Source organism: Hymenobacter aquaticus, assembly GCF_004765605.1.
GTDB lineage: Bacteria > Bacteroidota > Bacteroidia > Cytophagales > Hymenobacteraceae > Hymenobacter > Hymenobacter aquaticus.
On sequence record NZ_SRLC01000001.1, the window covers coordinates 1,185,976 to 1,211,169 of the forward strand.

The 25,194-nt window shown below is 65.9% G+C and carries 22 protein-coding genes; 10 read left to right on the forward strand and 12 right to left on the reverse strand.

Annotated elements, in window-relative coordinates; translation table 11 throughout:
- The first annotated feature begins 107 nt into the window (after positions 1–107).
- Positions 108–977: a 4-hydroxy-tetrahydrodipicolinate synthase gene (dapA, locus tag E5K00_RS04795; protein WP_135462118.1), complete on the forward strand. Its 870-nt coding sequence runs from the start codon at positions 108–110 to the stop codon at positions 975–977.
- Between the two features lie 214 nt (positions 978–1,191).
- Here the strand turns inward: dapA and E5K00_RS04800 are convergent, their stop codons facing one another.
- Both E5K00_RS04800 and E5K00_RS04805 read right to left on the reverse strand, forming a co-directional pair.
- Positions 1,192–1,926 (reverse strand): (Fe-S)-binding protein, encoded by a 735-nt coding sequence (locus E5K00_RS04800; protein WP_135462119.1) that lies wholly within the window; start codon positions 1,924–1,926, stop codon positions 1,192–1,194.
- A gap of 362 nt (positions 1,927–2,288) precedes the next feature.
- Positions 2,289–3,137, reverse strand: coding sequence for a hydroxymethylglutaryl-CoA lyase (locus tag E5K00_RS04805; RefSeq protein WP_135462120.1), 849 nt, complete (start codon positions 3,135–3,137; stop codon positions 2,289–2,291).
- 647 nt (positions 3,138–3,784) lie between these two features.
- On the opposite strand from E5K00_RS04805, the gene E5K00_RS04810 reads away from it, so the two are divergent.
- The 5 genes from E5K00_RS04810 to E5K00_RS04830 all read left to right on the forward strand — a co-directional run bounded on the left by E5K00_RS04810 (position 3,785) and on the right by E5K00_RS04830 (position 8,411).
- Positions 3,785–5,134, forward strand: a complete 1,350-nt coding sequence (locus E5K00_RS04810) for a M23 family metallopeptidase (RefSeq protein ID WP_135462121.1) — start codon at positions 3,785–3,787, stop codon at positions 5,132–5,134.
- A 184-nt stretch (positions 5,135–5,318) separates the two neighbouring features.
- Positions 5,319–5,804 carry a thioredoxin family protein gene (locus tag E5K00_RS04815; RefSeq protein WP_135462122.1) on the forward strand — a complete coding sequence of 162 codons (486 nt, stop codon included), beginning with the start codon at positions 5,319–5,321 and terminating at the stop codon, positions 5,802–5,804.
- 12 nt (positions 5,805–5,816) lie between these two features.
- Entirely contained in the window at positions 5,817–6,866 is a 1,050-nt protein-coding gene (locus E5K00_RS04820) for an FAD:protein FMN transferase (RefSeq protein ID WP_135462123.1), read from the forward strand.
- Complete coding sequence (locus E5K00_RS04825; protein WP_135462124.1) at positions 6,863–7,108, forward strand: DUF4266 domain-containing protein; 246 nt, start codon at positions 6,863–6,865, stop codon at positions 7,106–7,108. Before E5K00_RS04820 ends, E5K00_RS04825 begins: the two co-directional genes overlap by 4 nt.
- 49 nt (positions 7,109–7,157) lie before the next feature.
- Positions 7,158–8,411, forward strand: a complete 1,254-nt coding sequence (locus E5K00_RS04830) for a DUF3570 domain-containing protein (RefSeq protein WP_135462125.1) — start codon at positions 7,158–7,160, stop codon at positions 8,409–8,411.
- Positions 8,412–8,499: 88 nt separating this feature from the next.
- Here the strand turns inward: E5K00_RS04830 and E5K00_RS04835 are convergent, their stop codons facing one another.
- From E5K00_RS04835 to E5K00_RS04845, 3 genes are all read right to left on the reverse strand, one after another.
- Positions 8,500–9,096: a hypothetical protein gene (locus tag E5K00_RS04835; RefSeq protein ID WP_135462126.1), complete on the reverse strand. Its 597-nt coding sequence runs from the start codon at positions 9,094–9,096 to the stop codon at positions 8,500–8,502.
- A gap of 172 nt (positions 9,097–9,268) precedes the next feature.
- Complete coding sequence (locus E5K00_RS04840; protein WP_135462127.1) at positions 9,269–9,982, reverse strand: hypothetical protein; 714 nt, start codon at positions 9,980–9,982, stop codon at positions 9,269–9,271.
- On the reverse strand, positions 9,979–11,781 hold the full coding sequence (locus E5K00_RS04845) for a S8 family serine peptidase (RefSeq protein ID WP_167856750.1): 1,803 nt from the start codon (positions 11,779–11,781) through the stop codon (positions 9,979–9,981). The genes E5K00_RS04840 and E5K00_RS04845 overlap by 4 nt, the downstream gene beginning before the upstream one ends.
- Positions 11,782–11,986: 205 nt before the next feature.
- On the opposite strand from E5K00_RS04845, the gene E5K00_RS04850 reads away from it, so the two are divergent.
- Positions 11,987–12,820 carry an OmpA/MotB family protein gene (locus tag E5K00_RS04850; RefSeq protein WP_135462129.1) on the forward strand — a complete coding sequence of 278 codons (834 nt, stop codon included), beginning with the start codon at positions 11,987–11,989 and terminating at the stop codon, positions 12,818–12,820.
- A 108-nt stretch (positions 12,821–12,928) separates the two neighbouring features.
- Here E5K00_RS04850 and E5K00_RS04855 read toward each other — a convergent pair whose 3' ends face one another.
- From E5K00_RS04855 to surE, 6 genes are all read right to left on the reverse strand, one after another.
- Positions 12,929–13,459, reverse strand: a complete 531-nt coding sequence (locus E5K00_RS04855) for a 2'-5' RNA ligase family protein (RefSeq protein ID WP_135462130.1) — start codon at positions 13,457–13,459, stop codon at positions 12,929–12,931.
- A gap of 305 nt (positions 13,460–13,764) precedes the next feature.
- Positions 13,765–15,159 carry a M20/M25/M40 family metallo-hydrolase gene (locus E5K00_RS04860; RefSeq protein WP_135462131.1) on the reverse strand — a complete coding sequence of 465 codons (1,395 nt, stop codon included), beginning with the start codon at positions 15,157–15,159 and terminating at the stop codon, positions 13,765–13,767.
- Between the two features lie 114 nt (positions 15,160–15,273).
- The gene (locus E5K00_RS04865; RefSeq protein WP_135462132.1) at positions 15,274–16,464 is read right to left on the reverse strand and encodes a hypothetical protein; all 1,191 of its coding nucleotides are present in this window, start codon (positions 16,462–16,464) and stop codon (positions 15,274–15,276) included.
- The gene (locus E5K00_RS04870; RefSeq protein ID WP_135462133.1) at positions 16,461–17,042 is read right to left on the reverse strand and encodes a histidine phosphatase family protein; all 582 of its coding nucleotides are present in this window, start codon (positions 17,040–17,042) and stop codon (positions 16,461–16,463) included. Before E5K00_RS04870 ends, E5K00_RS04865 begins: the two co-directional genes overlap by 4 nt.
- Positions 17,043–17,051: 9 nt before the next feature.
- Positions 17,052–18,053, reverse strand: a complete 1,002-nt coding sequence (locus E5K00_RS04875) for a DUF1028 domain-containing protein (protein WP_135462134.1) — start codon at positions 18,051–18,053, stop codon at positions 17,052–17,054.
- A 253-nt stretch (positions 18,054–18,306) separates the two neighbouring features.
- Positions 18,307–19,197 (reverse strand): 5'/3'-nucleotidase SurE, encoded by an 891-nt coding sequence (surE, locus tag E5K00_RS04880; protein ID WP_135462135.1) that lies wholly within the window; start codon positions 19,195–19,197, stop codon positions 18,307–18,309.
- A 128-nt stretch (positions 19,198–19,325) separates the two neighbouring features.
- Between surE and E5K00_RS04885 the strand changes: the two genes are divergently transcribed.
- Together E5K00_RS04885 and E5K00_RS04890 are read left to right on the forward strand one after the other, a co-directional pair.
- Positions 19,326–19,979, forward strand: coding sequence for a hypothetical protein (locus E5K00_RS04885; RefSeq protein WP_135462136.1), 654 nt, complete (start codon positions 19,326–19,328; stop codon positions 19,977–19,979).
- Between the two features lie 118 nt (positions 19,980–20,097).
- Positions 20,098–20,532: a DoxX family protein gene (locus tag E5K00_RS04890; RefSeq protein WP_135462137.1), complete on the forward strand. Its 435-nt coding sequence runs from the start codon at positions 20,098–20,100 to the stop codon at positions 20,530–20,532.
- A gap of 23 nt (positions 20,533–20,555) precedes the next feature.
- On the opposite strand, the gene E5K00_RS04895 is transcribed toward E5K00_RS04890, so the two are convergent.
- Positions 20,556–21,779, reverse strand: coding sequence for a lanthionine synthetase LanC family protein (locus E5K00_RS04895; protein WP_135462138.1), 1,224 nt, complete (start codon positions 21,777–21,779; stop codon positions 20,556–20,558).
- Positions 21,780–22,016: 237 nt separating this feature from the next.
- On the opposite strand from E5K00_RS04895, the gene E5K00_RS04900 reads away from it, so the two are divergent.
- Positions 22,017–25,175 carry a lantibiotic dehydratase gene (locus E5K00_RS04900; protein WP_135462139.1) on the forward strand — a complete coding sequence of 1,053 codons (3,159 nt, stop codon included), beginning with the start codon at positions 22,017–22,019 and terminating at the stop codon, positions 25,173–25,175.
- Positions 25,176–25,194: the final 19 nt, after the last annotated feature.

Genomic DNA, 25,194 nt, shown 5'->3' on the forward strand with positions numbered 1-25,194 from the left:
CAGACCCGGTACTTTTGAGGAGAAAATGCCGGAAGCCAACCTTGACCAAGAGCATTGTATCTTCGCCGCGGACCTTCCAAGTCACAAAACAACAGCTAATTCCCCGCATGGACAAACTTCGCGGCACGGGCGTTGCGCTCATCACGCCCTTCACCCCCGCCCCCGACCACGCCGTCGACTACCCCGCCCTGCGTCGCCTGCTCGATTTCTGCATCGACGGCGGCGTGGAGTACCTCGTCATCAACGGTACCACGGCTGAGTCGCCGACCACGACGGCCGAGGAAAAAGCCGAAATCTTACGCGTCGTGAAAGAGCACGTGGCCGGCCGCGTGCCGCTCGTCTACGGCATCGGCGGCAACGACACGGCCGGCCTCGAAACCCTGCTGCGCACCACCGCCCTCGATGGTATCGACGCCATTCTGTCGGCCTCGCCGGCCTACAACAAGCCCAGCCAGCAGGGCATCATCCAGCACTACCTGCGCCTGGCCGACCTCAGCCCGTTGCCCATCCTGCTGTATAACGTGCCCGGCCGCACCAGCTCCAACCTCACGGCCGACACCACGCTGCGCCTGGCCCAGCACCCCAACATCATCGGCATCAAGGAAGCCAGCGGCAACCTGGAGCAGTGCATGACCATTGCCGCCCGCCGCCCCCAGGGCTTCCTGCTCATCAGCGGCGACGATATGCTGACCACGCCCATGATTTCCTTCGGGGCCGAGGGCGTTATCAGCGTGCTGGGCAACGCCTTCCCGCGGCGCATGAGCGACATGACCCGCCTGGCCCTGGCCGGCAACTACGCCGAGGCCACCAAGCTGCTCTTCGAGTTCCTGCCCCTGAACCCCTTGATGTACGAGGAAAGCAACCCCGTGGGCGTGAAAGCCGTGCTCGAAGCCCAGGGCCTGTGCTCGGCCGCCGCCCGCCTGCCCCTGCTCGAAGCCAGTGAAGGCCTGAAGCAGCGGATTCAGAAGCTGCTGTAGGGCCTCACAGGCCTCACCCCGGCCCTCTCCCGAGGAGAGGGAGCCTACCGGCGCAAACGAACGAAAGCCGCAGCTTCTCAGCTGCGGCTTTCGTGTTTCTACGGAGTTCAATAGTAGCGGTAGCAGTTGCGGAGGCGGGAGCCGGAGCGGCTGTGTGGAACGATGTCGTCAGGCTCCCTCTCCTCGGGAGAGGGCCGGGGTGAGGCCTGTGAGGTTACCACCCGCTAGCCAGCACGTCGGCCACGTGCATGGTTTTGATGGGCTTTTTCTCCCTCCGGATGTAGGCGTCCAGGTGCATCAGGCAGCTCGTGTCGGTGCTGATGAGGTAGTCGGCGCCGGTGGCCAGGGCGTGCTCTACTTTCTGCTCGGCCATAGCCACCGAAATGGCCTCGAACTTCACGGCGAAGGTGCCGCCGAAGCCGCAGCAGGTTTCGGTTTCGGCCATTTCCAGGCGCTCCAGGCCCCGCACGGCGTCGAGCAGCTGGCGCGGGGCTTCCCGGATGCCGCACTCCCGCAGGGCCGAGCAGGAGTCGTGGTAGGTGTACTTGCCCGGCAGCTGCGCCCCCTCAATGGCTCCCACGCCCAGCACGTCGACGATAAACTCGGTCAGCTCGAAGATGCGGCGCTGCACGCTGTGGTACTGCTGCTGCTCGGGCGTATTCTCGAACAACTCGGCGTAGGTGTTGCGCACCATGCCCACGCAGGAGGCCGACGGACTCACGATGTAGCGGCCCGTGTCGGAGGGGAAGTCGCGCAGAAACTTGGTGGCCACCGAGCAGCTTTCGGCCTTGTAGCCGGCATTGTAGGCCGGTTGGCCGCAGCAGGTTTGGTTGCCGTTGTAGTGCACCTCGCAGCCCAGCTTTTCCAGCACCTTCACCATGTTCATGGCGGTGTCGGGAAAAAGCTGATCCACGAAGCAGGGAATGAACAGGTCGACGGCGGTTGGCATGGCGTGGGGTTGGAGGATACTGGAGTGAAGAGCTAGGCAAGCCAGGAGAAGCTCGCAATTATATATCGGAATAGTCTACGAGTAATTCCCAGGCCGGCAAATTCTGGAAATCCTTGGAATAAGGCCGTGTGAAGACCTTCGGCCCAAGACAGTACGCTAGGTAAAGAACTACCAAGTCCTTCTCCCTGAATTCTATTCGATATTCAGTTTCATCGGATTCTACCCGATACTCTGTATCCGGCTCCAAAACAAATTCAATACAGGCCGTCTCTATACACAATATCAGCTTTGTGGCCTGCTCGTTGTAGAATTCAATACCAATTATGGGCTTTGGGTTGGCAGTATCCGACATAGTCATCTAATCAGAAATGAAACACCGACCCCGCCGCCTGCCAGGCTTCGGTAAAGGCTTTGGAATCCAGGCCGGTTTTCTCCCCGATTTCGGAGAAGTAGGCCACCAGGTTTTCCGTGGGCATGTTGCCGGTGAGTTGGTCGGCGGCCATGGGGCAGCCCCCGATGCCGCCCAGGGCCCCGTCGAAGCGGCGGCAGCCGGCCGCGTAGGCCGCCTGCACCTTCTCGCGCCAGGTGCCGGGCGTGGTGTGCAGGTGGGCCCCAAACTCGATGCCGGGGAAGGCCGGAATCAGCTGGCGAAACAGGGGCTCGATGGTGGCCGCGGTGGAGGCTCCGATGGTGTCGGAGAGGGCCACCACGCGCACGTCCAGGTCGGCCAGGCGCTGGGTGAACTCGGCCACGGTGTCGGGGCTCCACGGGTCGCCGTAGGGGTTACCGAAGCCCATCGACAGGTAGGTTACCAGCGTTTTACCAGTCTTCTGGCACAGCTCCTGCATGGCGGCCAGCTCGGCCAAGGCCTCGGGAATGGTCTTGTTGGTGTTGCGCAGCTGGAAGGTTTCGGACACCGACAGTGGGAAGCCGATGTACTGAATTTCGGGGTGGGCCGCCGCCGTTTCGGCCCCGCGCAGGTTGGCCACGATGGCCAGCAGCTTCGTTTTGGTCTGGCTCAGATCGAGGCCGGCCAGCACCTCGGCCGTGTCGCGCAGCTGCGGAATGGCCTTGGGCGACACGAACGAGCCGAAATCCAGGGTGTCGAAGCCCACGCGCAGCAGGGCGTTGAGGTAGCTAATTTTGGCGGCCGTCGGGATAAACTCGGTCAGGCCCTGCATGGCGTCGCGGGGGCATTCGATGAGCTTCATAAGGAATCGGGAGTTGGGTGGAACGGCAAATGTAAACCGTTTTTGGGCGCTTGCGGGTTTCCGGGTGGGCCGCCCGGTTCCTGTTTTGCCCGCTTGGGAAATCCGCAACGGCCGCCCCAGCACCGGGAAGCCCGCTGCGGATTTCCTAAACGACCTGCCCAGCACCGGGAAGCCCGTTGCGGATTCCCCAAGCAGCCTCCCAAACGCCGGGAAGCCCGCTGCGGATTTCCTAAACGGCCGCCCCAGCACCGGGAAGCCCGTTGCGGATTCCCTAAGCAGCCTCCCCAGCACCGGGAAGCCTCCTGCGGATTCCCCAAGCGGCCACCGGCTGCCGGGCAGGCCGCGACACGCGCGTACCAAGCCCGCCCCGGCTTCGCGCCGGCCCCGGGACGTGCGTGCAACGCCCTCCCCGGCGCTGCGGAGGCCTCGGGACGCGCGTGTTACGGGCTTCCGGGCGCTGGGGAGGGCTCGGGACGTACGTCCCGAGCCCTCCCCGGCACGTTTTACCTCTCGGCACGCACGTACTGCCCCCTTCCCGGCGCTGCGGAGCCCTTAGCACGCGCGTACCACGGGCGTTTTTGGGCCGGGCGGCCGGGCGAACTACTCCCCCCGGTTCGGGGTTTAGCCTGGTATACTAACCCCGTTCAATGTCCGCTATCCGCCTGTCGCTCCGTTTTCTCTTTTTATTTTTTCTTACCGCCGCCTGTAGCCAGCAGCAAACCCTCCAGGGCCTCTTCCAGAAAAGCACGCCCCACGAGGCCTACGCCCGCCGCCTGCGCCAGGCCCACCTCGACGAAACGGCCCTGGGCCGCGACTGGCTGGCCGCCGCCGACCGCGCCCTGCGCGACTCGCTGGTCGTCACGCTGCCCTTCCAGGAAACCGGCCTGTTTCGGGCCGACCGGGCCACGGCGGCCGCCTACCGCTACGCCGTGCGGGCCGGGGAGCGAATCAACATCAGCCTGAGCCTGGCCCCCGGCACCGACGCCCACGTGTTTCTGGATGCCTACGAGCTGAGCCCCCACCAGCTGCCCAGCCCCGTGGCCTCCGCCGACACCACGGCCCTCTCCTTCAGCTACGACGCCACCGACAGCCAGCAGCACCTGCTGCGGGTGCAGCCCGAGCTGCTGCGCGCCGGCCGCTACACCCTGCGCATTCAGCGGGCCCCCTCCCTGGGGTTCCCGGTGAAGGGCAAGAGCGACGTAGCCGTGGGCAGCTTCTGGGGCGCCGACCGCGACCAGGGCGCCCGCCGCCACGAGGGCATCGACATCTTTGCCCGGCGCGGCACGCCCGCCGTGGCCGCCGTGCCCGGCCTGATAACCCGGGTGGGTGAAACCAAGCTGGGGGGCAAGGTGGTATGGCTGGCCGACGCCCGCCACGGCCAACACCTCTACTATGCTCATCTGGATAAACAACTGGTGCAACCCGGCCAAATGGTAAAAGCCGGCGACACGCTGGGCCTGGTGGGCAACACCGGCAACGCCCGCACCACCAACCCCCACCTGCACTTCGGCGTGTACCGCGCCGGCCGCGGGGCCGTCGACCCGTTTCCCTTCGTGCGCCAGGCCGATGCCCTGCCGCCCGCCCCGCGCACCCGGCCCGAGCGCCTGGGCCAGTGGGTGCGCGTCAGTGCCAAGGCCGCGACCCTGCGGCGCAGCCCGGCCGCCAAAGCGGCTGCCGTGGCCGCGCTGGGCCGCAACACGCCCCTGCTGGTGGTGGGCAGCCAGGCCAGCTGGTACCGCGTCGAGCAGCCCGATGGCCGCCTCGGCTACGTGGCCGCCGAGGCCGTGGTGCCGGCGGCCGCGCCGGTGCTGCGCCGCGAGGCCCTGGCCGCTTCCGCCGACCTGTATGCCCACCCCACCGCCGTGGCCGTGCCGCTCGATACGCTGCCGGCCCGGGCGCAGGTGGCCGTGCTGGGTGAGTTTCGCGGGTTCCGGCTGGTGCGCAGCGCCGCAGGCACCATCGGCTGGCTGCCGGCCGCCCCGGCCCCACGGGGCTGATTTTTTGGCGCCTTCACCTAAACCTCATCCAGCCCGCCCCATCTTTCGCCCAGGTGATTGGATTTAGACATGGCGCGGCTCCTGGTTGGAAGTCGCGCCATTCTTTTTGCAACGGACCCCGCAGTACTGCGTATTGCCGGGTAAGCTGGTCTTTAATCTTTTTTTAATGTTTCCTATCCCGCCCATGCGCCTCGCCTCCCTTCTGTTTTGCGCCTCGCTTGCCCTGTCGGCTCCGGCGGCCCTCGCCCAGACTACTCCCGCGCCAGCCACCAGCGCCGCCGCCCCGGCCTGGACGGCCAGCCTGGCCACCGCCTTGCAACAGGCCAAAGCCACCAACAAGCCCGTGCTGGCCGTTTTCTCCGGCTCCGACTGGTGCAAGCCCTGCATCATGCTCAAGCAGGAGGTGTTCGACAAGCCCGAGTTTGCGCAGTTTGCCAAAGACCGGCTGGTGCTGGCCCGCTTCGACTTTCCGCGCAGCAAGAAAAACAAGCTTTCCCCGGAAGCGGTTAAACAAAACGAGGAAGCTGCGGCCAAACTCAACAAGGAAGGCTCGTTTCCGCTGGTCGTCCTGTTGTCGCCGGAGGGCAAGGTGCTGGCCAAAACCGGCTACCGCCCCGGCGGCGTCGCGGCCTACGACGCCTACCTGGAGTCGTTGCTGGCCAAGAAATAAGTCGACCACGTGATGCGCTTCCCGACCCTTTTCCTGCTGCTGCTGTTGCCCGGTCTGCTGGCAGCAGGCCCCGGGCGCCCGCGCAACTTCACCAAGAGCGCCCACCTGATGGGCTCCCACTTCGAGTTTACCGTAGTGTCGGACCGCGACACGCTGGCCTGGCAGGCCCTGGAAGCCGCCGTGACCGAAGTGCGCCGCATCGACCACCTCATGTCGTTCTGGGACTCAACCTCCCAGATTACCCAGATCAACCGCCAGGCCGGCCGCCAGCCGGTGGTTGTCGACCAGGAGGTGTACGACCTGATTCAGCGCACCCTGCGCGTTTCGGAGCTCAGCGGCGGGGCCTTCGACATCACCTTCGCCAGCGCCGACAAGATCTACAAGTTTGACCGCCAGGACCACACCGCCCTGCCCGACCCGGCCGTGGTGAAAGCCTCGGTGGCCCGCATCAACTACAAGGACGTGGTGCTCGACCCGGCCAAGCGCACCGTGCTGCTGCGCCGTGCGGGCATGCGCCTGAACCTGGCCGGCGTGCTGCAGGGCTACGGGGTGCGGCGGGCTAAAGCGTTGCTCGACGCCTGGGGCCTCAAAGGCGGGCTGCTCAACGGCTCGGGCGACGTGCTGTGCTGGGGCCGGCAAGCCGACGGCTCGCTGTGGCGCGTGGCCATCGGCGACCCGAAGCACCCCGGCAGCGTGGCCTCCTGGGTGTCGCTGACCGACATGGCCGTGGTGACGGCCGGCAACTACGAGCAGTTTTTCACGGTGCAGGGCAAAACCTACGGTCACATCATCAACCCCCACACCGGCTACCCGGCCACGGGGCTGCGCTCCGTCACCATTCTCTGCCCCGACGTGGAGCTGGCCGACTGCCTCGACGAGGTGGTGTTCGTGCTGGGTCCCGAGGCCGGGCTGGCGTTTATCAACCGCCTGCAAGGCGTCTCGTGCGTGCTGATTACGGACGATAACCGCACGCTGGCTTCCAAGGGCATGCAACTCAATTACTACCGCAACAACGACCCCAGCCAGCCGGTAGCGGCTCCGGCTTCAACTCCCAAACCATGACGCGCGTCTTCCCTTTTTCTACTTTTTCCCGCCTGCTGCGGGGGCTGGTGCTGGTCGTTGCGGCGGCGGCGCTGCCCGGCTGCGTATCGGTGGCGGCCTACCAGAAAGTGTACCTCAACGACGAGGACATGAAGCTGGCCAACAAGCGCGTGGAAGTCTACGAAACCAACTTTGAGTCGTACCGCGAAGGGGCCGGCGGCGCCAACGGCGGCAAGGTCGGGGGAGGCTGCGGCTGCAACTAGCCCGCCGTTTTTCTTGCACGTAATACTTTACCTGAACAACCTTTCAGCTTTGAAAAACAAGTACTTGTTTCTCCTGCCCGGCCTCGGCCTGCTGCTGCCGCTAAATTCGTTAGCACAGGGCGGCAACACCCAAAACCGGGTGGACGGCTACGGCGCGCCCACCACGACGGAGGCCGCCCGCGGCGCGGCCGGGGAAGCCGAGCTCAACATCCTGATGAGCTACTACCAGCAGGATGGCACACACGGCGCGGTGGAGGGCGGCCGGGGTACCGAACACCTCACCGACCTGACGCCGACCATCATCTTGAACGTGCCCCTCGACACGGTCAGCCGGCTCTCGGCCAACCTGGGCATGGACGTGTACGCCTCGGCCTCCACCGACCGGATCGACCAGGTGCTTTCGTCGCCGTCGTCGCAGGATACGCGCTTCCACGCCGACTTCGGCTACACCCGGCAGCTGGCGGACCGGCGCACCATCGTGGGCCTGGGCGCGGGCTTCTCTACCGAGTACGACTACCGCTCGTTCAACGTGGCGGCCTCCTGGGCCAAGGCCTCGCGCGACGGTAACCGGGAGCTGAGTTTGGCCGGGCAGGTCTTTTTCGACCAGGCCACCATCATTCGGCCCGCGGAGCTGCGCGTGAACGGCAGCCGGGAAGACGGCACCTCGCCCCGGCAGAGCTACAACCTCTCGGCGGTATTGTCGCAGGTGCTCACCCAGCGGCTGCAAATCAGCGTCAGCACCGAGCTGGTGTACCAGAAGGGGCTGCTTTCCACGCCGTTTCACCGGGTGTACTTCCAGGGCAGCACCGGGGCGCTGGGCGAGGCCAAGGTGGAAGCCCTGCCCGGCTCCCGCTTCAAGTACCCCGTGGGCCTGCGCCTGAGCTACTACGCCTCCGACCTGCTGCTGGTGCGCGGCTTCTACCGCTTCTACAACGACGATTTTGGCATTCAGGCCCACACCCTGGAGGTCGAAACCCCGGTGAAGCTCACGCCGTTTTTCGTGCTCTACCCCTTCTACCGCTACCACACCCAGACCGCCGCCAACTACTTTGCCCCCTACCTGCAGCACCGCCCCAGCGAGCAGTACTACACCTCCGACTACGACCTGTCGGGCTTCTCGGCCAACAAGGTGGGCCTGGGGCTGCGCTACTCGCCGGTATACGGCATTGGCCGCTTCAAAACGCCGTTCAAGGGCCGCATTGCCCAGTTCAAAGCCCTGGACCTGCGCTACGCCTACTACCGCCGCAGCACCGATCTGACGGCCAACATCTTCAGCGCCGACTTCTCCTTTATCTTGCCCTAGCGCCAGGGTATAAATCGGAAGCAGGCTACAACAAAAAGCCCCGCTACGGATGCAGCGGGGCTTTTTTAGTAAACAAGTAAGCCGGAGTTTACTCGGCAATAACCACCGCTTTCTGGAGCTTTTTGGCGTAGGCAATGCGGCGTTCCTTGCCGCCCACGGTGATGTAGTCGAAACCGACGGCGCGGGCGTCTTCCTTCACGGCCGACCAGCTCTGGGCATCCACCTCGGCGGGCTGCGCGGCGGTTTTGGCCACGGCCGGCTGCGTAAACCGGTCTTCGCGGAAGAAGTTGTTCATGCCCTTGAGAATGGCAATTTCCTTGTCGCGCACGGTGGCGGCCTGCGGATCTTCCAACTCCCGCTCATCGAGCAGGGCCGTGGCGGGCATCACTTCCTTGCGCAGCGTGTCGCCGGTGCTGCTCACGATGATGAAGCGGGCCTGGGCATTCAGGATTTTGGGGCCCTGCAACTGCAGAATGAAGTTATCCTTGGTCTTGGGGTTGGAGAAGTAGTGCGAGGCCCGCACCGTGTTCAGCACCGTGCGGCTATTGAGGCGGTTGGTGGCCGTGGGCGGCGTGTACACTTTGTCCGCGTTCTGCGACGTTCCGACTTCCCGCTCCGTATTAATACACGAGGTTGTTTGCAGCAAAAGGGCCGCGAAAGCAGCGGGGAGAACTAGTTTTTTCATTGTGGGGTAATCAACCATCTTCTATTCAGTTCGGCAAAATACAAAAGTCCCGAACAGCCTTGCTAACTGGACAGGTATTCGGTGCCAATTTTATACCAAAGCAGGGTTGTTGGAAGCATGTACCCCAAATCCGGACTGAAGGTTGCCTTTTATCAGCCGGGTATTTTACAAATTACAGCCAGCCCAATTCCAGCCCCAGCACCCAGCGCGGCAGCTCCGGAAACGCGGCTCCGGCCGAAGCCCGGAACACGTCGGAGAGCCGGTAGCGGGCATTCAGGGCGTAGCGGCTGGAGCCCAGGCGCAAACCCGCCCCGTAGCTCCAGCGGCGCAGGTAGCCCAGGCCGTGCTCGGTCACGCTTACGCGCTTGGCCCCGTTGGCCGGCTCGTCTTCGTAGAAATGCGTGGTCCCGATAACCCAGCCGCCCCAGCCGCCCACGTCCACGTAGCGCCCGATGACGTTGCCCCGGCGGCCGTAGTTGAGCCGCACGAACCCTTCGAGCTGGGCTTGAGGCAGGGCCAGGTATTCGCGCTGGTGCTGAGTGGTATTGGGCACCGTTTTTTGCGCTTCCTGGGCCAAATGATACACCACGCGGGCGTAGCGCACATCTAGCCCCAGGGCCAGGTGCTGCGACACCCGAAGCTTGTTGCGCAGCCCCAGCACCAATTCCCCGGAGCTGCCGTAGCGCAGCGCGGCCCCGCTGCCCGCCGCCGGCCCGGCTACCAGGCCGTAGCCCAGGTAAAAGTGGTTGTAGTACGTCCGGTTGGGGCCGAATACGCTCCGCACCGTGTCGGTAGCCAGCCGCTCCTGTAGCAGAATCCGCTGGGCCCGCGCGGCCGGCCCGATGCCCAGCGCGGCCCCCAGCAGCAGTATGCCTAGTCGATTCATGGCTGGGGGTAGCTTTGCGTGATGCCCCGGTAGCACACCCGCACCGTGTCGCCGGGCTGAAGAGTGCGGAGCGGAATCTGCAGCACGGCCCGCTGCGTGACTTCGCGCACCTCGTAGGAGCGCAGCACGCCGCGCCGGTCGGCCACGTGCCAGTAGAGGTAACCGGGGCGCACCAGCGGTACCAGCGGCGCGGGCTCCGGCCCGGCCGGGGCCGTTTGGCGTTCGGGCTGCCGGCCCGGCGGCGGGGCCAGCTCCTCCCGGCCCACGGCCGGCACTTTCTGCGGCGCGGTGTTTACCAGCCGCACCGAGTCGGAGTAGAGCGGCAGCACCTGGGCCGGAATAACGGCGGCTTCGGGCCGGATGACGACGGCCAGCACGGTATCCTGGCGGATGAAATCCACGGTTTGCTGCCCGGCGGGGGTGGTGCTGCCGGGGCGCAGAAACGCGCTGGCGTGGGGCAGGCCGTAGCCGTGGGCGTAGTCGAAATACGGGTAGAGGTCGGCGCTGGCCTGCAGCTGGGTAAAGAGCTGCATGGCCGTCAGCTGGCGGTTGCGTTGCCACACGCAGGCCGCGAAGCCCGCCATCAGGGGGCTGGAAAAGGACGTGCCCTGGGTGCGCACGTAGCCGCCCGGCGCGGCGGCCAGCACCGTGCCGAAGGCAACGACGTTGGGCTTGAGCCGCCGGTCGGCGCTGGGGCCGTAGCTGCTGAAGTCGATGTGCAGGTAGGTATCAGGGTCGAGGCCGCCCACGGCCAGCACCGAATCGGCGTCGGCGGGCGTCCCGATGGTGTGCCAGTCGGGGTCCTCGCCGTCGTTACCGGCCGCGTTGACCACCAGGATTCCCTTGCGCACGGCCAGCGCGGCGGCCCGGGCCACGAGGCTGGTGCGGCCGTTCATCTGCTCGGGAAAGTAGCGCCGGTCGGTGTAGCCCAGCGAGGAGTTGATGATGTCGGCCCCGTTGCGGTCGGCCCACTCGGCGGCGGCCAGCCAGGCTTCTTCCTCGGCGTAGATTTCCCGGGTGAGCCGCTCGGTGCGGGCCAGCAGAAACTCGGCCTGGGGCGCCAAGCCCAGCGGCGTACCGTCGGGCAGCAAGCCGGCAAGGCAGGAAAACACCTCCGTGCCGTGGGTGCCACCCACGAATACGTTGGGGCCGCGGCGCACGAAATCGTAGGTGGCCACCACGCGCTTGTCCTGGTGCACCTGCTGAAAGGCCGGGTGGCGCACCGCGCCCACGAAGCCCACGTCGAAAATGGCGATGCACAGGCCCTGCCCATTCAGGCCCGCCTGCCGCAGCAGGGGCCCGCCGAGGCTGGCCGTCTGGCGGCGGGCCAGCTGCCGGTCGTCGGCGGAGATGCGCGGGGTGCCCCGCTCGGTGGCGCTCCGCTGCCCGGCTACCAGGGCCGCGCTTCCCTCCCACGGCTCCACGCTGGCTACGCCCGGCAGCTGGCGCAGGCGGGCGGCCTGGGCGGGCGTGGCCCGGCAGCTCACGGCGTTGAACCAGCGGCTGACCAGCGTCACGGAATCGGCCACGGCCCGGATCTGGCGCAGAAAGTCGGCCCGCACGGGAAAGTCGGTGCTGTCGGCGGCGGGCAGGTGCTGGCGCTGGCGGCGGGCCTGGGCCGGGGGCGAAAAGTAGGTGGCCGGGTCGAACCGGACGCCGCCTTTGTGGCGCAGCCGCACCCAGTAGCGGGCCACGGGCTCGGGCGGCGGCGCGGCACCCTGGGCCGGGCCGGCCAGCAGCAGGCAGCAGGCAGCAAGGGGCGCCCAGCGGGCAGCAGACCAACGGATTGCCGTCAACAAAGCAGTGCGGAGTGGAATGGTAGAAGCGGAAGGTACGAGGCGGACGCGAAAATGGGGCTTCCGGAGCGAAAAATCGGTGTTTTGGGCGCGCCTTTTTCCCCTGGCTTTGCAGCCGGGGACGCCGTAGCGGGGCGCAAGCTCGGCAACTCGCGGCCAAAACCGGCCGTTTGAGGGCCCAAACCACCTAGTCATCTTCCTCCGCGCTATGATCCGCCACTTCCTTCGCCCCGCCCTTGCCCTCGCCCTCAGCACCAGCCTCCTGACTTTGGGTACGAGCTGCGTCTCCCAGAAAAAATTCACCGCCCTGCAAAGCCAGTACGACGAGCTGAGCAAGTCGCGGGAGCAGCTGCAGGCCCAGAAAACCGCCCTGGAACAGGAAAAAGCCCGCAGCGAAGACGCGCTGCGCACCAACCTGCTCAACAAGAACCAGCAGGTCAATCAGCTCAACGACAACCTCAGCGGCGCCCAGCAGGCCAACTCCCGCCTCTCGGCCGATTTGCGCTCCAAGGAAGAGCGGATTGCCGAAATGCAGCGCATCCTCGACCAGAAAGATGCGGCCGTGAAGGCCCTGCGCCAGAAAGTAGGCGACGCCCTGCTCGGCTTCAACGCCAACGACCTGACCGTAAACGTGAAAAACGGCAAGGTGTACGTGTCGTTGTCGGAGCAGCTGCTGTTCAAGTCGGGCTCAACGAAGGTCGACCCCAAAGGCCAGGAAGCCCTGAAAAAGCTGGCCACGGCCCTGCAAGGCAACCAGGACGTGAACGTGCTGGTGGAAGGCCACACCGACAACGTACCGCTGAAAGGCGTGGTCAGTGGGGCCAAGGATAACTGGGATTTGAGCGTGCTGCGCGCCACCGAAATTACCCGCCTCCTGACCGAAGCGGGGCTGAACCCGGCCCAGGTGACGCCCTCGGGCCGCTCGCAGTACGTGCCGGTGGCGGCCAACACCACGCCCGCCGAAAAAGCCCTGAACCGCCGCACCGAAATCATCCTGACGCCCAAGCTCGACGAACTGTTCCAGATTCTGGAAGCCAACTAGCACCACGGATTCCGGCGAATTTCCCGGATGGGCCGGAGGTTGTAGCCGCCCCGGCCGACGTTCGACGTAACACGCCGCTGTTTCACCTGGAAGCAGCGGCGTGTTGCGTTAGGTGCCCAGCTCAAACTCGGCCACGTTTTGCCACTGCTGTCCGTCGTGGCGAAACAGCACCAGGCGGCGCACCTCGAACGTGGCCTGGTAGTGGCGGCGGGCAAAATCGGCCTTCAAGCCCGGTACGGCGCTGGCGGGCAGGTCGCGGGTGGCCAGGGTCATGTGGGGCGTGAAGGGGCGGTTTTCGCGGGGCACTTCGGGTAGGTGCTCAGCGCACCACGCCGTCAGGGCTGCGTGGAAGGCCCGCACGGCCTCGGCCGGGGCCACGTGCACGAACAAGGTGCGGCTGTCGAACCAGCGGAAGTCCCGGAGGCCAATGGTAAAGGGCGCCTGAGTTCGGGCAAACTCGCCCAGGGCGGTCCGCAGCTCGGCCTCGAAAGCCTCGGGGCGGCGCAGGGGCGGAATCAGGGTGATGTGCGGGGGCAGCTTCACGGCATTGCGGCTGCCGGTGAGCCGGTGCACCTCCTGCTTCAGGGCCCACACCTCCGAGAAAACCGGCTCGGGCGGTAACAGCGCGACGAGAAACATATCCTTATTTAATGTGGGGAATGCGGTTGAATGTGGGGAATGAGGGGAATGCGGTTGAATGTGAGAAATGTGAAGAATGAAAAGAGTGTCATTGCGAGGACGAAGGACAAAGCAATCCGTCCTCGGCGAAGGCAGTTACGTCCTTTTACCGGAAAGCCCTTTCCCACATGCAGTAGGAAAGGGCTTTTCACAGAAGAAAACTCAGCACATTTCAGAGGGCGGATTGCCTCACAAGCTCGCGCCTCGCAACAACACCCTTTTCATTCTTCACATTTCTCACATTTTTCACATTCAACCACATTAACCTAGAGCCCGTACTTGCTGAGCAGGTAAATCAGAGAGGCCATGCTGGCGCCGCCCAGCTCCAGCTCGCGGCGGTTGACTTTGTCGAAGGTGTCGGCGGCGGTGTGGTGAAGGTCGAAGTAGCGCTGCGAGTCGCAGTCGTAGCCGATCAGGGCCTTCACCTGGTCTTTCAGCGGCTCGATGTCGGTGCCGGAGTGGCCGGCCACGAACTCGGTGCTGCCGTAGGGTCGGAACAGCGGCTGCCACTGCTGGATCTTCCGGACCGTGGCGGCCGGGGCTTCGATGTTGAAGCCGCGGGGCGTAAACCCGCCCCCGTCCGACTCCATAGCGGCCAGGTGCTTTTCGCCGGCGGCCTTGGCCAGCTCGGCGTACTTGTTGCCCCCGCGCACCCCGTTTTCCTCGTTCATAAACAGCACCGCCCGCACCGTGCGCTCGGGCTTCAGGCCCGAGGCCTTGAGCAGGCGCAGGGCCTCGATGCTTTGCACGCAGCCCGTGCCATCGTCGTGCGCGCCCTGGGCCAGGTCCCAGGAGTCGAGGTGGCCACCGACGACGATAACCTCATTGGGGTATTTCGAGCCCTTGATTTCGCCCACCACGTTGTAGCTTTTCACTTCGGGCAGGGTTTCGCAGGCCATTTCCAGCTCCACGGTGAGGCCGGGGTCGGCCTTGAGCAGCTGGCTGAGCTGGTCGGCCCCGTTGGTGCTCAGGGCGGCGGCCGGAATCTTGCTCACCTTCTCGTCGTAGCGCATGGTGCCGGTGTGCGGAAAGTCGTCGTGGGCCAGCGTGAGGGAGCGGACCAAAGCCCCGACGGCCCCGCGCTTGGCGGCTTCCACGGCCCCGCTGCGGCGCTGGTCGCCGGCCTCGCCGTAGGCCCGGCCGGTTTCGATGTAGGCCGGGTTCATGGGCCGGTTGAAGAACACGAGCTTGCCGCGCACCTGGTCGTCGGGCAGGGCGGCCAGCTCGGCCCAGGTTTTCACCTCCACTACCTGCGCCTTCAGCTTGCCGTTGGTGCCCACCGAGCCGCCCAGGGCGCAGACGTTCAACTCCAGGCCCTTGCCTTTGGCACCTTTGATTTCGGCCTTTTCCCGGGCCCCGCGCACCCAGTGGGGCACCATCACCTCCTGTAGATACACCCGGTCGAAGCCCAGCTTTTCCATGGCCGTTTTGCCCCACTGCACGGCCTGCTCGGCCTGGGGCGAGCCGCTGAGGCGGCCCCCGATGGTGCCGGTGAGGTAGCGCAGATTGTCGTAGCTCTGCCCGCGCAGCAGGGCCTCGTCATAGATTTTGCGCAGGTTCAAGGAGTCGGCTTTCAGGCTGGCAGCCGTTTGGGCCTGAGCCGATACCGTGAAAAAACCCAGGCCGGCAAGCAACAGCGCACGGCGAAAAGAAAAGCGCATAAGCAACGGGATTCAGCGAAGAGAAAAACGGTAAAATCAGCCCCAGTGGGCCCGCAAAGGCCCCGGGCGACGGACTAAGGTAACAGGAAAGCCGGGCGGGCTGCGCAAAGGAGCCTACTTTTTTGGCAGCAGGCCCCGCTCCCGCAGCACCGGCACCAGCGGCCCGGTGCGCCGGATCAGCGGCAGCAGCTCCTCGTAGGTCAGCACGATTTCCAGGGCCCGGTCGGGGTGGCCGGGGCCGGGCTGGGCCAGCGCGGCATCGTCCCGGTCGTCGTAGGTCAGCACCAAGCCCCTGGGCGTCAGGGCAAAGCCCCCGGTCGGCAGCTTGGGCGCGGCCCCACCTATGGGGCCGTAGGCGGGCTGGTCGGCCAGGTAGCGGCGCAGGGCCTGCTGAAACAGGAGCGGCAGCCGCTTCTGGTAGCCGGGCAGCAGCAGATCCGGCAGGCGCAGGCGCCGGCCGGTGCGCAAATCGTAGGCGCGGCCTTCATACCACTCGTGGGGCTGGTAGTCGGGGCCCTGCTGCACGGTGGTTACCTGCACCACCGACAGCACGTTGTTGGCATTGTAGACCACGTCGCTAAAGGCGTGAAACTGGTAGCCGTTGTGCTCTTCCTGCCGGGCGCGCAGCACCGAGTCGAGGTAGGCGGGCATGCGGGCCGGGGCTACGGGAGCGGCCAAAGCCCGGCGCAGGCGCTGCTCGGCCACGGGGCGCTGCGGCAGCTGCACCACGAGGTATTGCTGGTGGAAAAACGCGGAATCGAGCGGTATAATCTGGCCCTGGCGGCGGGTGCTGTAGCGCCACCCTTCCCACTGGTCGTGCTGGTAGCGGGCGGCATCGGCGTAGGTTTCGCGCAGCTTCACCGGCAGCCGCAAGCGGCCCTCGGCGCTTTCCCAGCTGCCCTTGAATGGCGTGGCCACCCGGGCGGGCAGCCCGAGCTGCCCGGTCAGGTCGCCGGTCGGGGTTTCGCACAGCAGCGCGGGCCCGGCCGGCCGGGTAGCCGCCAGCCGCACCTCCAGCCACCGCCCCTGCCGGTCGTAGTAGTAGCCGCCCACGTAGCCCTCGCCCACCGAGTCCAGCTCCAAGCTGATGCCCTGGGTGCCCACGGTACCCCGCAGCCGCCGCGGCCCCGCGAAGACTTCGTGGTACAGGCGGCTGGGCGGATCCTGGGTTACCACGGTATCGGCCGGAGCGGTGGCCGCCAGGGTATCGGTGGCCAGCGAATCAGCGGCGGGGACGGCCAGGGTCTGGGCCCGCGCGCCGCCGCCGGTCAGCACCAGCAGCAGGGCCAGACGCCGCCAGCTCATTTAGCGACCGGCGCCGCCGAGGCCGCGCCGTACTGCCCGGCCGTGGCCGTGGCCGCTCCGGTAGCCGGCAAACGCACTTCCAGCAGGTAGCTGAACTCGTTGTCGGCCACGGCGGGCACGGGGCGGGCGGCCCCCAGGGCCTCGGCCGTTTCCAGAATCGTGTTGGAATGACCCACGACCAGCACCTTTTTGCCCGCGTACCCGCTCTTGATCTGCTCGACCAGGGCACCTTGCTGGCGGGCGTCGTACACCTGGGGCGTCAGGTGTAGGGCGGCGGCCAGGGGTGCCGCGGTAGCCCGGGTGCGGGTGGTGTTGGTGGTGAAAATGGCCGCAATGGGCTCCTTGCCCAGCTTCTCGCGCAGGGCCAGGGCGCGCTGCTCCCCGGCAGCCGTCAGGGCCGGGTCGGCCAGGCCGGGCGTGGGGTCCTTCTCGGCGTGGCGCACGATGTAGATGGTGGTGGCATTCGAAGCCGCGGGCTTGCCGGCGGCGCAGCCCAGCAGCAGGCCCAGGGCCGCCACGTTCAGCACGGTTAGCAGCAGCAGGCGCCGGGTCAGGGGCAGCAGAAAGGTCGGGGTCATGGCAGCGGGTTATTTCAAGCTCAGAATCTGTTGCAGCTCGGCCGCCGACACGGTCAGCAGCCCGACTTTGGGCAGCCGCTCGGTGAGGGTGCGCCAGTTGGGGTCCTGCCGGAAAATGGGCTTCAGCAAGGCCAGCGCGGCCGGTACCTGCTGCTTGTTGGCCAGGGTAATGGCGTGCCAGTACTTCATTTCCAGGTTGTCGGGAAACATCTTCTCGGCCGCCTGGTACTCGGCAATGGCGGTGGGCATGTCGTTCTTTTCCACGGCCAGGTCGCCGGCATTCATGTGGTCGTAGGCGCGGGTGAGGCGCAGCAGGCGGGCCAGCTCGGGCAAGGGAGCGGCATGGTCTTCCACCCGCAGGTCGATGAGCCGGTCGTCCCAGGGCGCGGCGGTGGCTTTGCCGCGCACCACCAGCAGGGCCGCCGACTGCTTGCCGCGAATGTCGCCGCCGGCGGCCTGGGCCGCTTCCAGCGCCGACAGCACCCGCTCGGCGAAGGGCAGCCGGGCGTTCTGCTCGTAGGCTTTGGCCATAGCCGGCCATACCTTATCGGTCAGCATCATGTTGGCCTGCACCGAAAACTGGTTGCCCTGCTGGTGCCCGGCCATGTCCACGCACTTCTTGCCGGTGTGGGTGGCCACGTTGCCCCGGGCATCCACGATGGCCACCTGACGCACGTCGCGGCCTTCGTCGGTGGCCAATAGCTCGTCGAGGGCCTGCTGGGCAGTTTTGCCGCTTTTCAGCAAGGCCAGTCCGCGCGTGCCAAACGACTTGTTGGTAAACGACTGCGTCGCCACCACGCCCACCCCGGCCTCGCCCCAGCTCACGGCCGTGCCCACCGAAAACCAGTGGCTCTGCACGGCCACGGCCAGGTCGCCGGTGGCCGGGTCGCGGGCCACGATGGAAAACGTGTGCGCCAGCGGGTCGGAGGCCGAATACACCTGGGCGGCGGCCGGCCGGCTCAGGCCCAGCGCCAGCAGCGCCACCGCGAGAAATCGGGATTGTAACAGCATCGGAAAAGAATAGCAGGGTGAATCAGGCGGGGAAGATAAAGCACAAACGCGGTTAGCCGCCCCAAAGCGGCTTGGTACAAGCGAACCAACAGCACCCGTAGACTGGCTGTACCAAAACCGGCCGTACCAAAATGTTTTTGGTACGGCCGGTTTTGGTACAGCGAAAATGCTGGCGTTGGCCTAACGCGCATTTAACCAGCACGCGCCCCGAAACATGGTTCCGGGGCGCGTAGCAATAGGTTGCGGACAGGACTTACTTCTTCGCGGCTTTTTTCGCGGCCGGCGCGGCTTTGGCCTTCTGGGCGGGCTGGGGCGAGGCCGGCTTTTTCGGGGCCGATTTGGCGGCGGGCTGCTCGTCCAGCGTCAGCTGCCACTGCTCGTTCATCTGGGTCACGCCGTAGAGGGCCGTCAGATCGAACTGGCAGGGCACGATGGAAATGTAGTTGTGGGCCAGGGCAAACTCGTCGGTGTCTTCGCCGTGGTCCTCATTCTCAAACTTGCCGATCAGCCAGTAGTAGGGCCGGTTGTGCGGGTCGTAGCGCAGATCAAACTCCTCGTTCCACTTGGCCCGCGCCTGCCGGCAAAGCCGGGCCCCGGCCAGCGGCTGGTCCGACTTTTTGGGAATGTTCACATTCAGGGCCGTGCCCACCGGAATGCCGTTGGCCAGCGCCTGGCGGGCAATGTGCTCAATCCACGGCTCGACGTGGGAAAAATCGGCCTGGTGACCGTAGTCACACAGCGAAAAGCCGATGGCGGGCAGCCCTTCAATAGCCGCCTCAATGGCCGCCGACATCGTGCCCGAGTACAGCACGTTCACCGAGGAGTTGGAGCCGTGGTTGATGCCCGACACCACCAGGTCGGGCCGCCGCTCTTTCAGCACCACGTTTTTGGCCAGCTTCACGCAGTCGGCGGGCGTGCCGCTGCACTCGTAGGCCTCGATGCCCTCGAAAATGGTGCTCGGGTCGAGGCGCAGGGAGGTACCGATGGTAATGGCGTGCCCCATGCCCGACTGCGGCGAGTCGGGCGCGACGACCACCACTTCGCCGATGCGCCGCATCACCCGCACCAGCACGGCAATGCCGGGGGCCGTGATGCCGTCGTCGTTGGAAATCAGAATCAGCGGTTTGCGAACTTTAGCACTCACGGGCAGCTTGGGTTTAGTGGCAGAACAGGTGGCAAAGGTACGCAAGGCGGCGGGTTGGGCCGCTGCGAAGCAGGAAAGCGGCCCCTACGCCAACGCGCGGGCGGTTACGGCCGTATTTTCCTCTACCTATGACCAACTCCCCTCTTTTCGGCGCCGCCCTGCTGCTCGTCGCGCTCAGCGCCTGCGACTCGCCCTCGGGCCGCACCCCGGCTTCTTCTCCGGGCACGCAAGCGCCTTTCGCGGGCTCCACCGCCGCCGCCACCGACCCGGCCGCCCTGGAGCCGTCCTCCGCCGCCCGCCTCCCCGACTCGCTCCACCTGATCAGTCCCAGCCAGGTGGGCCGCCTGCGCCTGAACATGAAGGAGCGCGAGCTGCTGGCCGTGGTGCCCGCCGCCCAGCTCACCAAGACCACCTATCACTATAAAGGCGCGACCTACCCGGCCTACCGCCTGCGCGACGCCCAGCAGCCCACGGCCCCCGAAACCGTGCTGGAGTTTATCGGCGGCCCCGATTCGGTGTTCACCCTGCGCCGCATCCGCGTCTACGACCCGCAGTACCGCACGGCCGAAGGCATCGGGGTGGGCTCCCCGTTCGGGGCGGCCCGGCAGGTGTACGGCCTCACCCGCATCCGCCAGGATGAAGACGACTTCGTGGCCATCTCCGGGCAGATGCGCATCGGCTGGATCCTGGACGAGAAGTCTTTACCCACCAACCACGGCGCCGACATGAGCACGGCCGACATTCCGCCGGCCACCCGCATTATCGGGGTGCGCGTGCGGTAGCCCGACCGGGGCAGTATGGTATTCCATCATAATTCTTGTACTTTGGCAACGATGGTGGTACTCCTATATACCGGTTTGCACTCCCGCCCAGCCTTCCCGACTAGCCTCTTCTTTCCCTATGGTCTTGTTTGAAAACCGCTACCGCTACCACGATTTGGGCCTTTTGCTGCTCCGCGTCGGGATTGGGGTGATGTTCACCATTCACGGCTACCCCAAGCTGATGGGCGGGCCCGCAATGTGGACGCAAGTGGGAGGCGTGATGAAAATGGTGGGCCTCGACTTTGCCCCCGCCGCCTGGGGCCTGGTCGCGGCCCTGGCCGAAGCCGTGGGTGGGCAGCTGCTGGCCCTGGGCCTGTTTTTCCGGGTGGCCTGCGCCTTTCTGCTGGGCACCATGCTGATGGCCACGCTCATGCACGTGCTCAGCGGCGACGATTTCAACGCCTACTCCCACGCCCTGGAATCGACCTTCCTGTTTCTGGGCCTGCTGTTCGTGGGCCCCGGCAAGTACAGCCTCGACCAAACCCTGTTTCCGGCCCGGCGGCGCCTCTACTAAGGGTTGGCGCGCAATGGCCGGCCTCAGCTAAAGTTTAGCAGGAACACGGCGTCCCAGGCCAGGGCCTCCGGGGTGGTGGCCAGGCAGCTTTGCAACACCAGACTGGTGCCCATCAACCCTTCCAGCAGGAAACTGCCGGGGCTCGGCGCGCTGCCAGGCGGGGCCGGGCTGGGTTCGGCCGGCGGGGCCGGCCAGCTGGTGTGTTCCAGCGTCTGCTCCAGCCAGTAGTCGCGGGCCTTGCGGAAATCGTCGTGCCGGCTTTCCAGGTAGAGCCGGTTGAAGATGTGCGCGACGCCCGCCGTGCCGTGGCAAAAACCCGCGTCACTTATTGCCGTTCTTTCCGGCGTAGTGCGCTCCGCCGCCCCCCGGGCCAGGTGGTAGGCCTGCCGCACCCAGTCAGCATTCGCCAGCGCTTTGCCGGCAAACAGCAAGGCCGTGCACACGCACAAGTCGCCGTAGCACCAGGCCAGCCGGCTGGTGCGGCGCGCGCTGCCGGCGGCCGGGATAATGGAAGGATAGATATTGCCCGGCCCCCCGGCCCCGGCCTGCCGCAGCAGGTAGTGAATGCCGCCGGTGAGCAGCCGCGTGCAGTCCTCGACCCGCACGCCGGCCCCGATGCAGCGGGCCAGAAACACGAGCTTGCTGCTCAGGCCGTGCGCCAGCCCCAGATCGACGGCCCCGGCCGCGAAATTATTCAGCCCCGACGCCTGGTCGTGCCAGCGGATTCCGGCCGCATCCCGCACGGCGGTGTCGCGCAGGCAGGAAATCAGCCCGTACAGGCAGTGGTCGGTGGCCGGGGTTCCGAGGCGGCTGAGCAGATAAAACCCGTTGCCGATGGCTCCGTGCAGAAAGTCGAGGTTGCCGGCTTGCAGCTGGGCCACCGTATAGGCCACGATCAGCTCGTCGAGGGCCAGCAGCACGTCGTCCGCCTCAGCGTCGATCAGGCCTTCCGTTGCCAGCAGCTGAAACAGCACGCCAAAGCCGACTATGCCGTCGCAGTACGTCAGCGAATCGGCGGCCGTGTGCTCCATCGTATCCAGGGCCTGCTCCAGCAACGCGAAGGCGTGGTCGTAGAGCTCCCCCGAATCCTGCATTTTGGCCATGTAGAAATAGTAGAGGATGCTCCCCCCCGGGCCGGCCATCAACGACAGGGCCTGGCCCGGGGGCGGGGGCGTCGTCGTCAGGGCCGCCTGGATTTCCTGGATTTTAGCCCGTACGCGCCGGGCCAGGCCGGTTTGCTCTATCATTGCTCGTATGCTATGCTGCTCCCGGGCAGAAAACCCGCCCGACGGGCTTGAAGGTAGGAGTTTCGGGGAATATGCCGCCCAGGCAGGCGGCGGCCCAGATAACGCGGCCCGGGTTTGGCCGCTGGCTATCTTTTAGGCAGCTTTGTGCCTCTCAGCCCTGCGGGCCACGCCGGGCCATTCTCTCAATACTGCCCGCTTGCGGGCGTTGCTGTCCATCCTACCTATTCGTTAGCATCCATGAGCTATAGCATTTCCTTTCCGGAATTTATCGTCTTACGCACGCCCCTGCTACCCTTTACCGCTACCCACGACTTATCCGAAGAAACGCTGCGCGGTCTTTTCCAGAATCCCCTGCTGACGGAAGCGCTGTTTATCGCCTCGCCCGATTTTTCGGGGGCGGTGCAGCAGTGGCTGGCCCACGAGCCCCTGGCCCCCAAGGATCGGGACAAGCTGCTGCTGAGCCTGCGCAAATACCTGCTGCGCATGGCCTACCGCTGCACGCCGTACGGGCTGTTTGCCGGCATCTCGCGGGCGGCATGGGGGCCCGCTACCACGCTGCGGCTGGAGCCCCAGCGCAACTACGTGCGCCACACCCGCGTCGATATGGACTACTTATGCTCGCTGGCCACTACGCTGGGGCAGGACGAGGGAATCCGGGGCGCACTGCTGTACTATCCCAACAACACGCTCTACCGCGTGGGCAACCAGTACCGGTACGTTGAGTACCGCTTCCTGAAAAAAACGCGCCAGCACGAGCTGGTTACGGTCGACCATTCCGAGTTTCTCGACACGGTGCTGCAACTGGCCCGGCCCGGCCAGCCAGCGGCCGTGCTGGCCCAGGCGCTGGTCGGCCCGGATATCTCGCTGGAGGAAGCGGAGGAGTTTATAGCGGAAATCATTGCGGCCCAGGTGCTGGTGAGCGAGCTGGAGCCCGCCGTGACGGGCACCGGCTACCTGCAACAGCTGCTGCGGGTGCTGCACCAGGCCGACAAGACGCACCCGGCCCTGCTTCACCTCACCCAGCTCGACCAGCAGCTCGCGGCCCTCGACCACTCGTTTCTGGGCAACACCCTGGGCCAGTACCAGGCCATCGTGCGGGGCATCGAGCAGCAGGGGCCAGAGGTTGAGGCCAACCATCTGCTGCAGGTAGACATGCTCAAGCCGACCAGTAGCCACACGCTCGGGGAAGCCGTGCAGGCGGAGCTTCGCCGCACCGTGGAGCTGCTGCACGGCCTGGGTAAGCACCACGAAAACGAGGTACTGCACAAGTTCCGCCTGGCGTTTCTGGAGCAGTACGAGCAGCAGGAAGTGCCGCTGTTGCAGGTGCTGGACATGGAAATGGGCATTGGCTACCCCGCCGACCAGCAGGCTAACACCGACCCGGCTCCCCTGCTGCACGACCTGCCCCTGGGTTCGAGCGTGCCCAGTGAAACCCTGCTCAAGTGGAATGCCTGGCAGGAGTTCCTGTTTGAAAAATACCTGCGCGTAACCAGCGGCCAGGATACGCACATCGTGCTGGAAGCCGCCGACGTGCAGCCCTTTCTGACCCCGGCCACCACGCCCCTGCCTGCCTCGCTCTACTGCATGGGCGCGGTGCTGGCCGCGTCGACGCAGGCCCTGGACGCGGGCGAGTTTCAGGTGGTGTACCAGGCGGCCGCCGGCCCGTCGGCCGCCAACCTGCTGGGCCGGTTCTGCCACCTGGACCCGGCCCTGACGGCCGACGTGCAGGCGGCCCTCCGGGCCGAGGAAGCCCAGCAGCCGGAAGCCGTTTTCGCCGAGATTGTGCACCTGAACCAATCCCGCATCGGCAACATTTCGACGCGCCCGGTGCTGCGGGCGTACGAAATTCCGATTCTGGTGCAGGCCGGCGTCGACGAGGAGCATACCATTACGCTCGACGATTTGCGGCTGTCCGTTCGGGGCGAGCAGCTGGTGCTGCGCTCGGCCCGCCTGAACCGGCAGGTGATTCCCCGGCTTAGCTCCGCGCACAATTATTCCCTGCACGCGCTGCCGGCCTATCATTTTCTGTGCGCGCTGCAGGCCCAGCACGTAACCCCGGGGCTGAGCTGGAACTGGGGGGTGCTGCAGCAGGCCAAATTCCTGCCCCGGGTCAGCTACGGCAATACCATTCTGTCGGGGGCGAAATGGCGGCTGAGCAAGGCCGAAACCGAGCCGTTCTGCCAGGCACCGGAAGCCGGACTGCTGGCCGCCGCCCACCAGCTGCGCCACAGCCGGAACCTGCCCGCCTGGATCGTGCTGACGGAAGGCGACAACAAGCTACCGATTCAGCTCGACTCCGTGCCGCACTTGCAGGTGCTGCAGGCCGTCTTGAAACAGCGCGGCGGCCTGCTGGTCGAAGAGTGCCTGTTTCAGCCCGATAACCTGCTGGTGACCGGCCCCGAGGGCGCATTTACCAACGAGTTCATCTTTCCCCTCAGCACCCAGCCCGTTGTCCCGGCGCCCCCCCGGGCCGCGCCCGCGCCACCAGCCGCCGCAGAGCATGCGCCCCGGCCGGCCCGCACTTTTTTCCTGGGCTCCGAGTGGCTGTACGTGAAGCTGTACTGTGGGCTCCAAACGGCCGACACCCTGCTCACGGAGGTTGTTCTGCCCCTGGCCGAGCAGCTGAAGGAGCAGGGAATCATCGACAACTGGTTTTTTATTCGCTACCGCGACACCCAGCATCACCTGCGGGTCCGGTTCCACGGCGCCGGTGCCTTCTATGGTCCGGTTATCGAGGCCCTGCACGCGGCCCTGCGGCCGTACGCGGAAGCCAACCTGCTGTTCAGCCTCCGTACCGACACCTACCAGCGGGAAGCCGAGCGCTACGGCGCGCACAACGTCGTGCGGAGTGAAGTGCTGTTTGGCCACGACAGCGAGGCCACGCTCCGCATCCTGGACCTGCTGGGTGGCCAGGAAAGCGACCAGATCCGCTGGCTGCTGGCCCTGCGCAGCGTCGATTCCCTGCTCACCGACTTTGGCCGCAGCCTCGAGCAAAAGCGGCAGCTGCTGCACCGGCTGCAGCACAACTTCAAGGAAGAGCTGGCCAGCACCTCGGCGGCGGCAAAAAAGGCGTTTGGCAACAAATACCGGCAGGTCCGGCCCCAAATTGAGCACGTCCTGACGCCGGACCTCGCCCCGGATGACGAACTGGCTCCGGCGCTGGCGGTTTTTGCCGAGCGCAGCCGCCAGTGGGCCCCCACCATCGAGGCTATTCTGCGCCAGGAGGCGGCCGGCACGCTGGAGGTTAAGCTGGACAGCCTGCTGGCCAGCTACGTGCACATGACCCTCAACCGCTTTTTCCGGTCGAAGCAGCGGCTGCAGGAAGCCGTCATTTACGATTTTCTGCACCAGCACTACGCCTCGCTGGCCGCGCGTACGGCGCGGCAGCTTCAGTAAGCTGGCCTGCGGACCGACC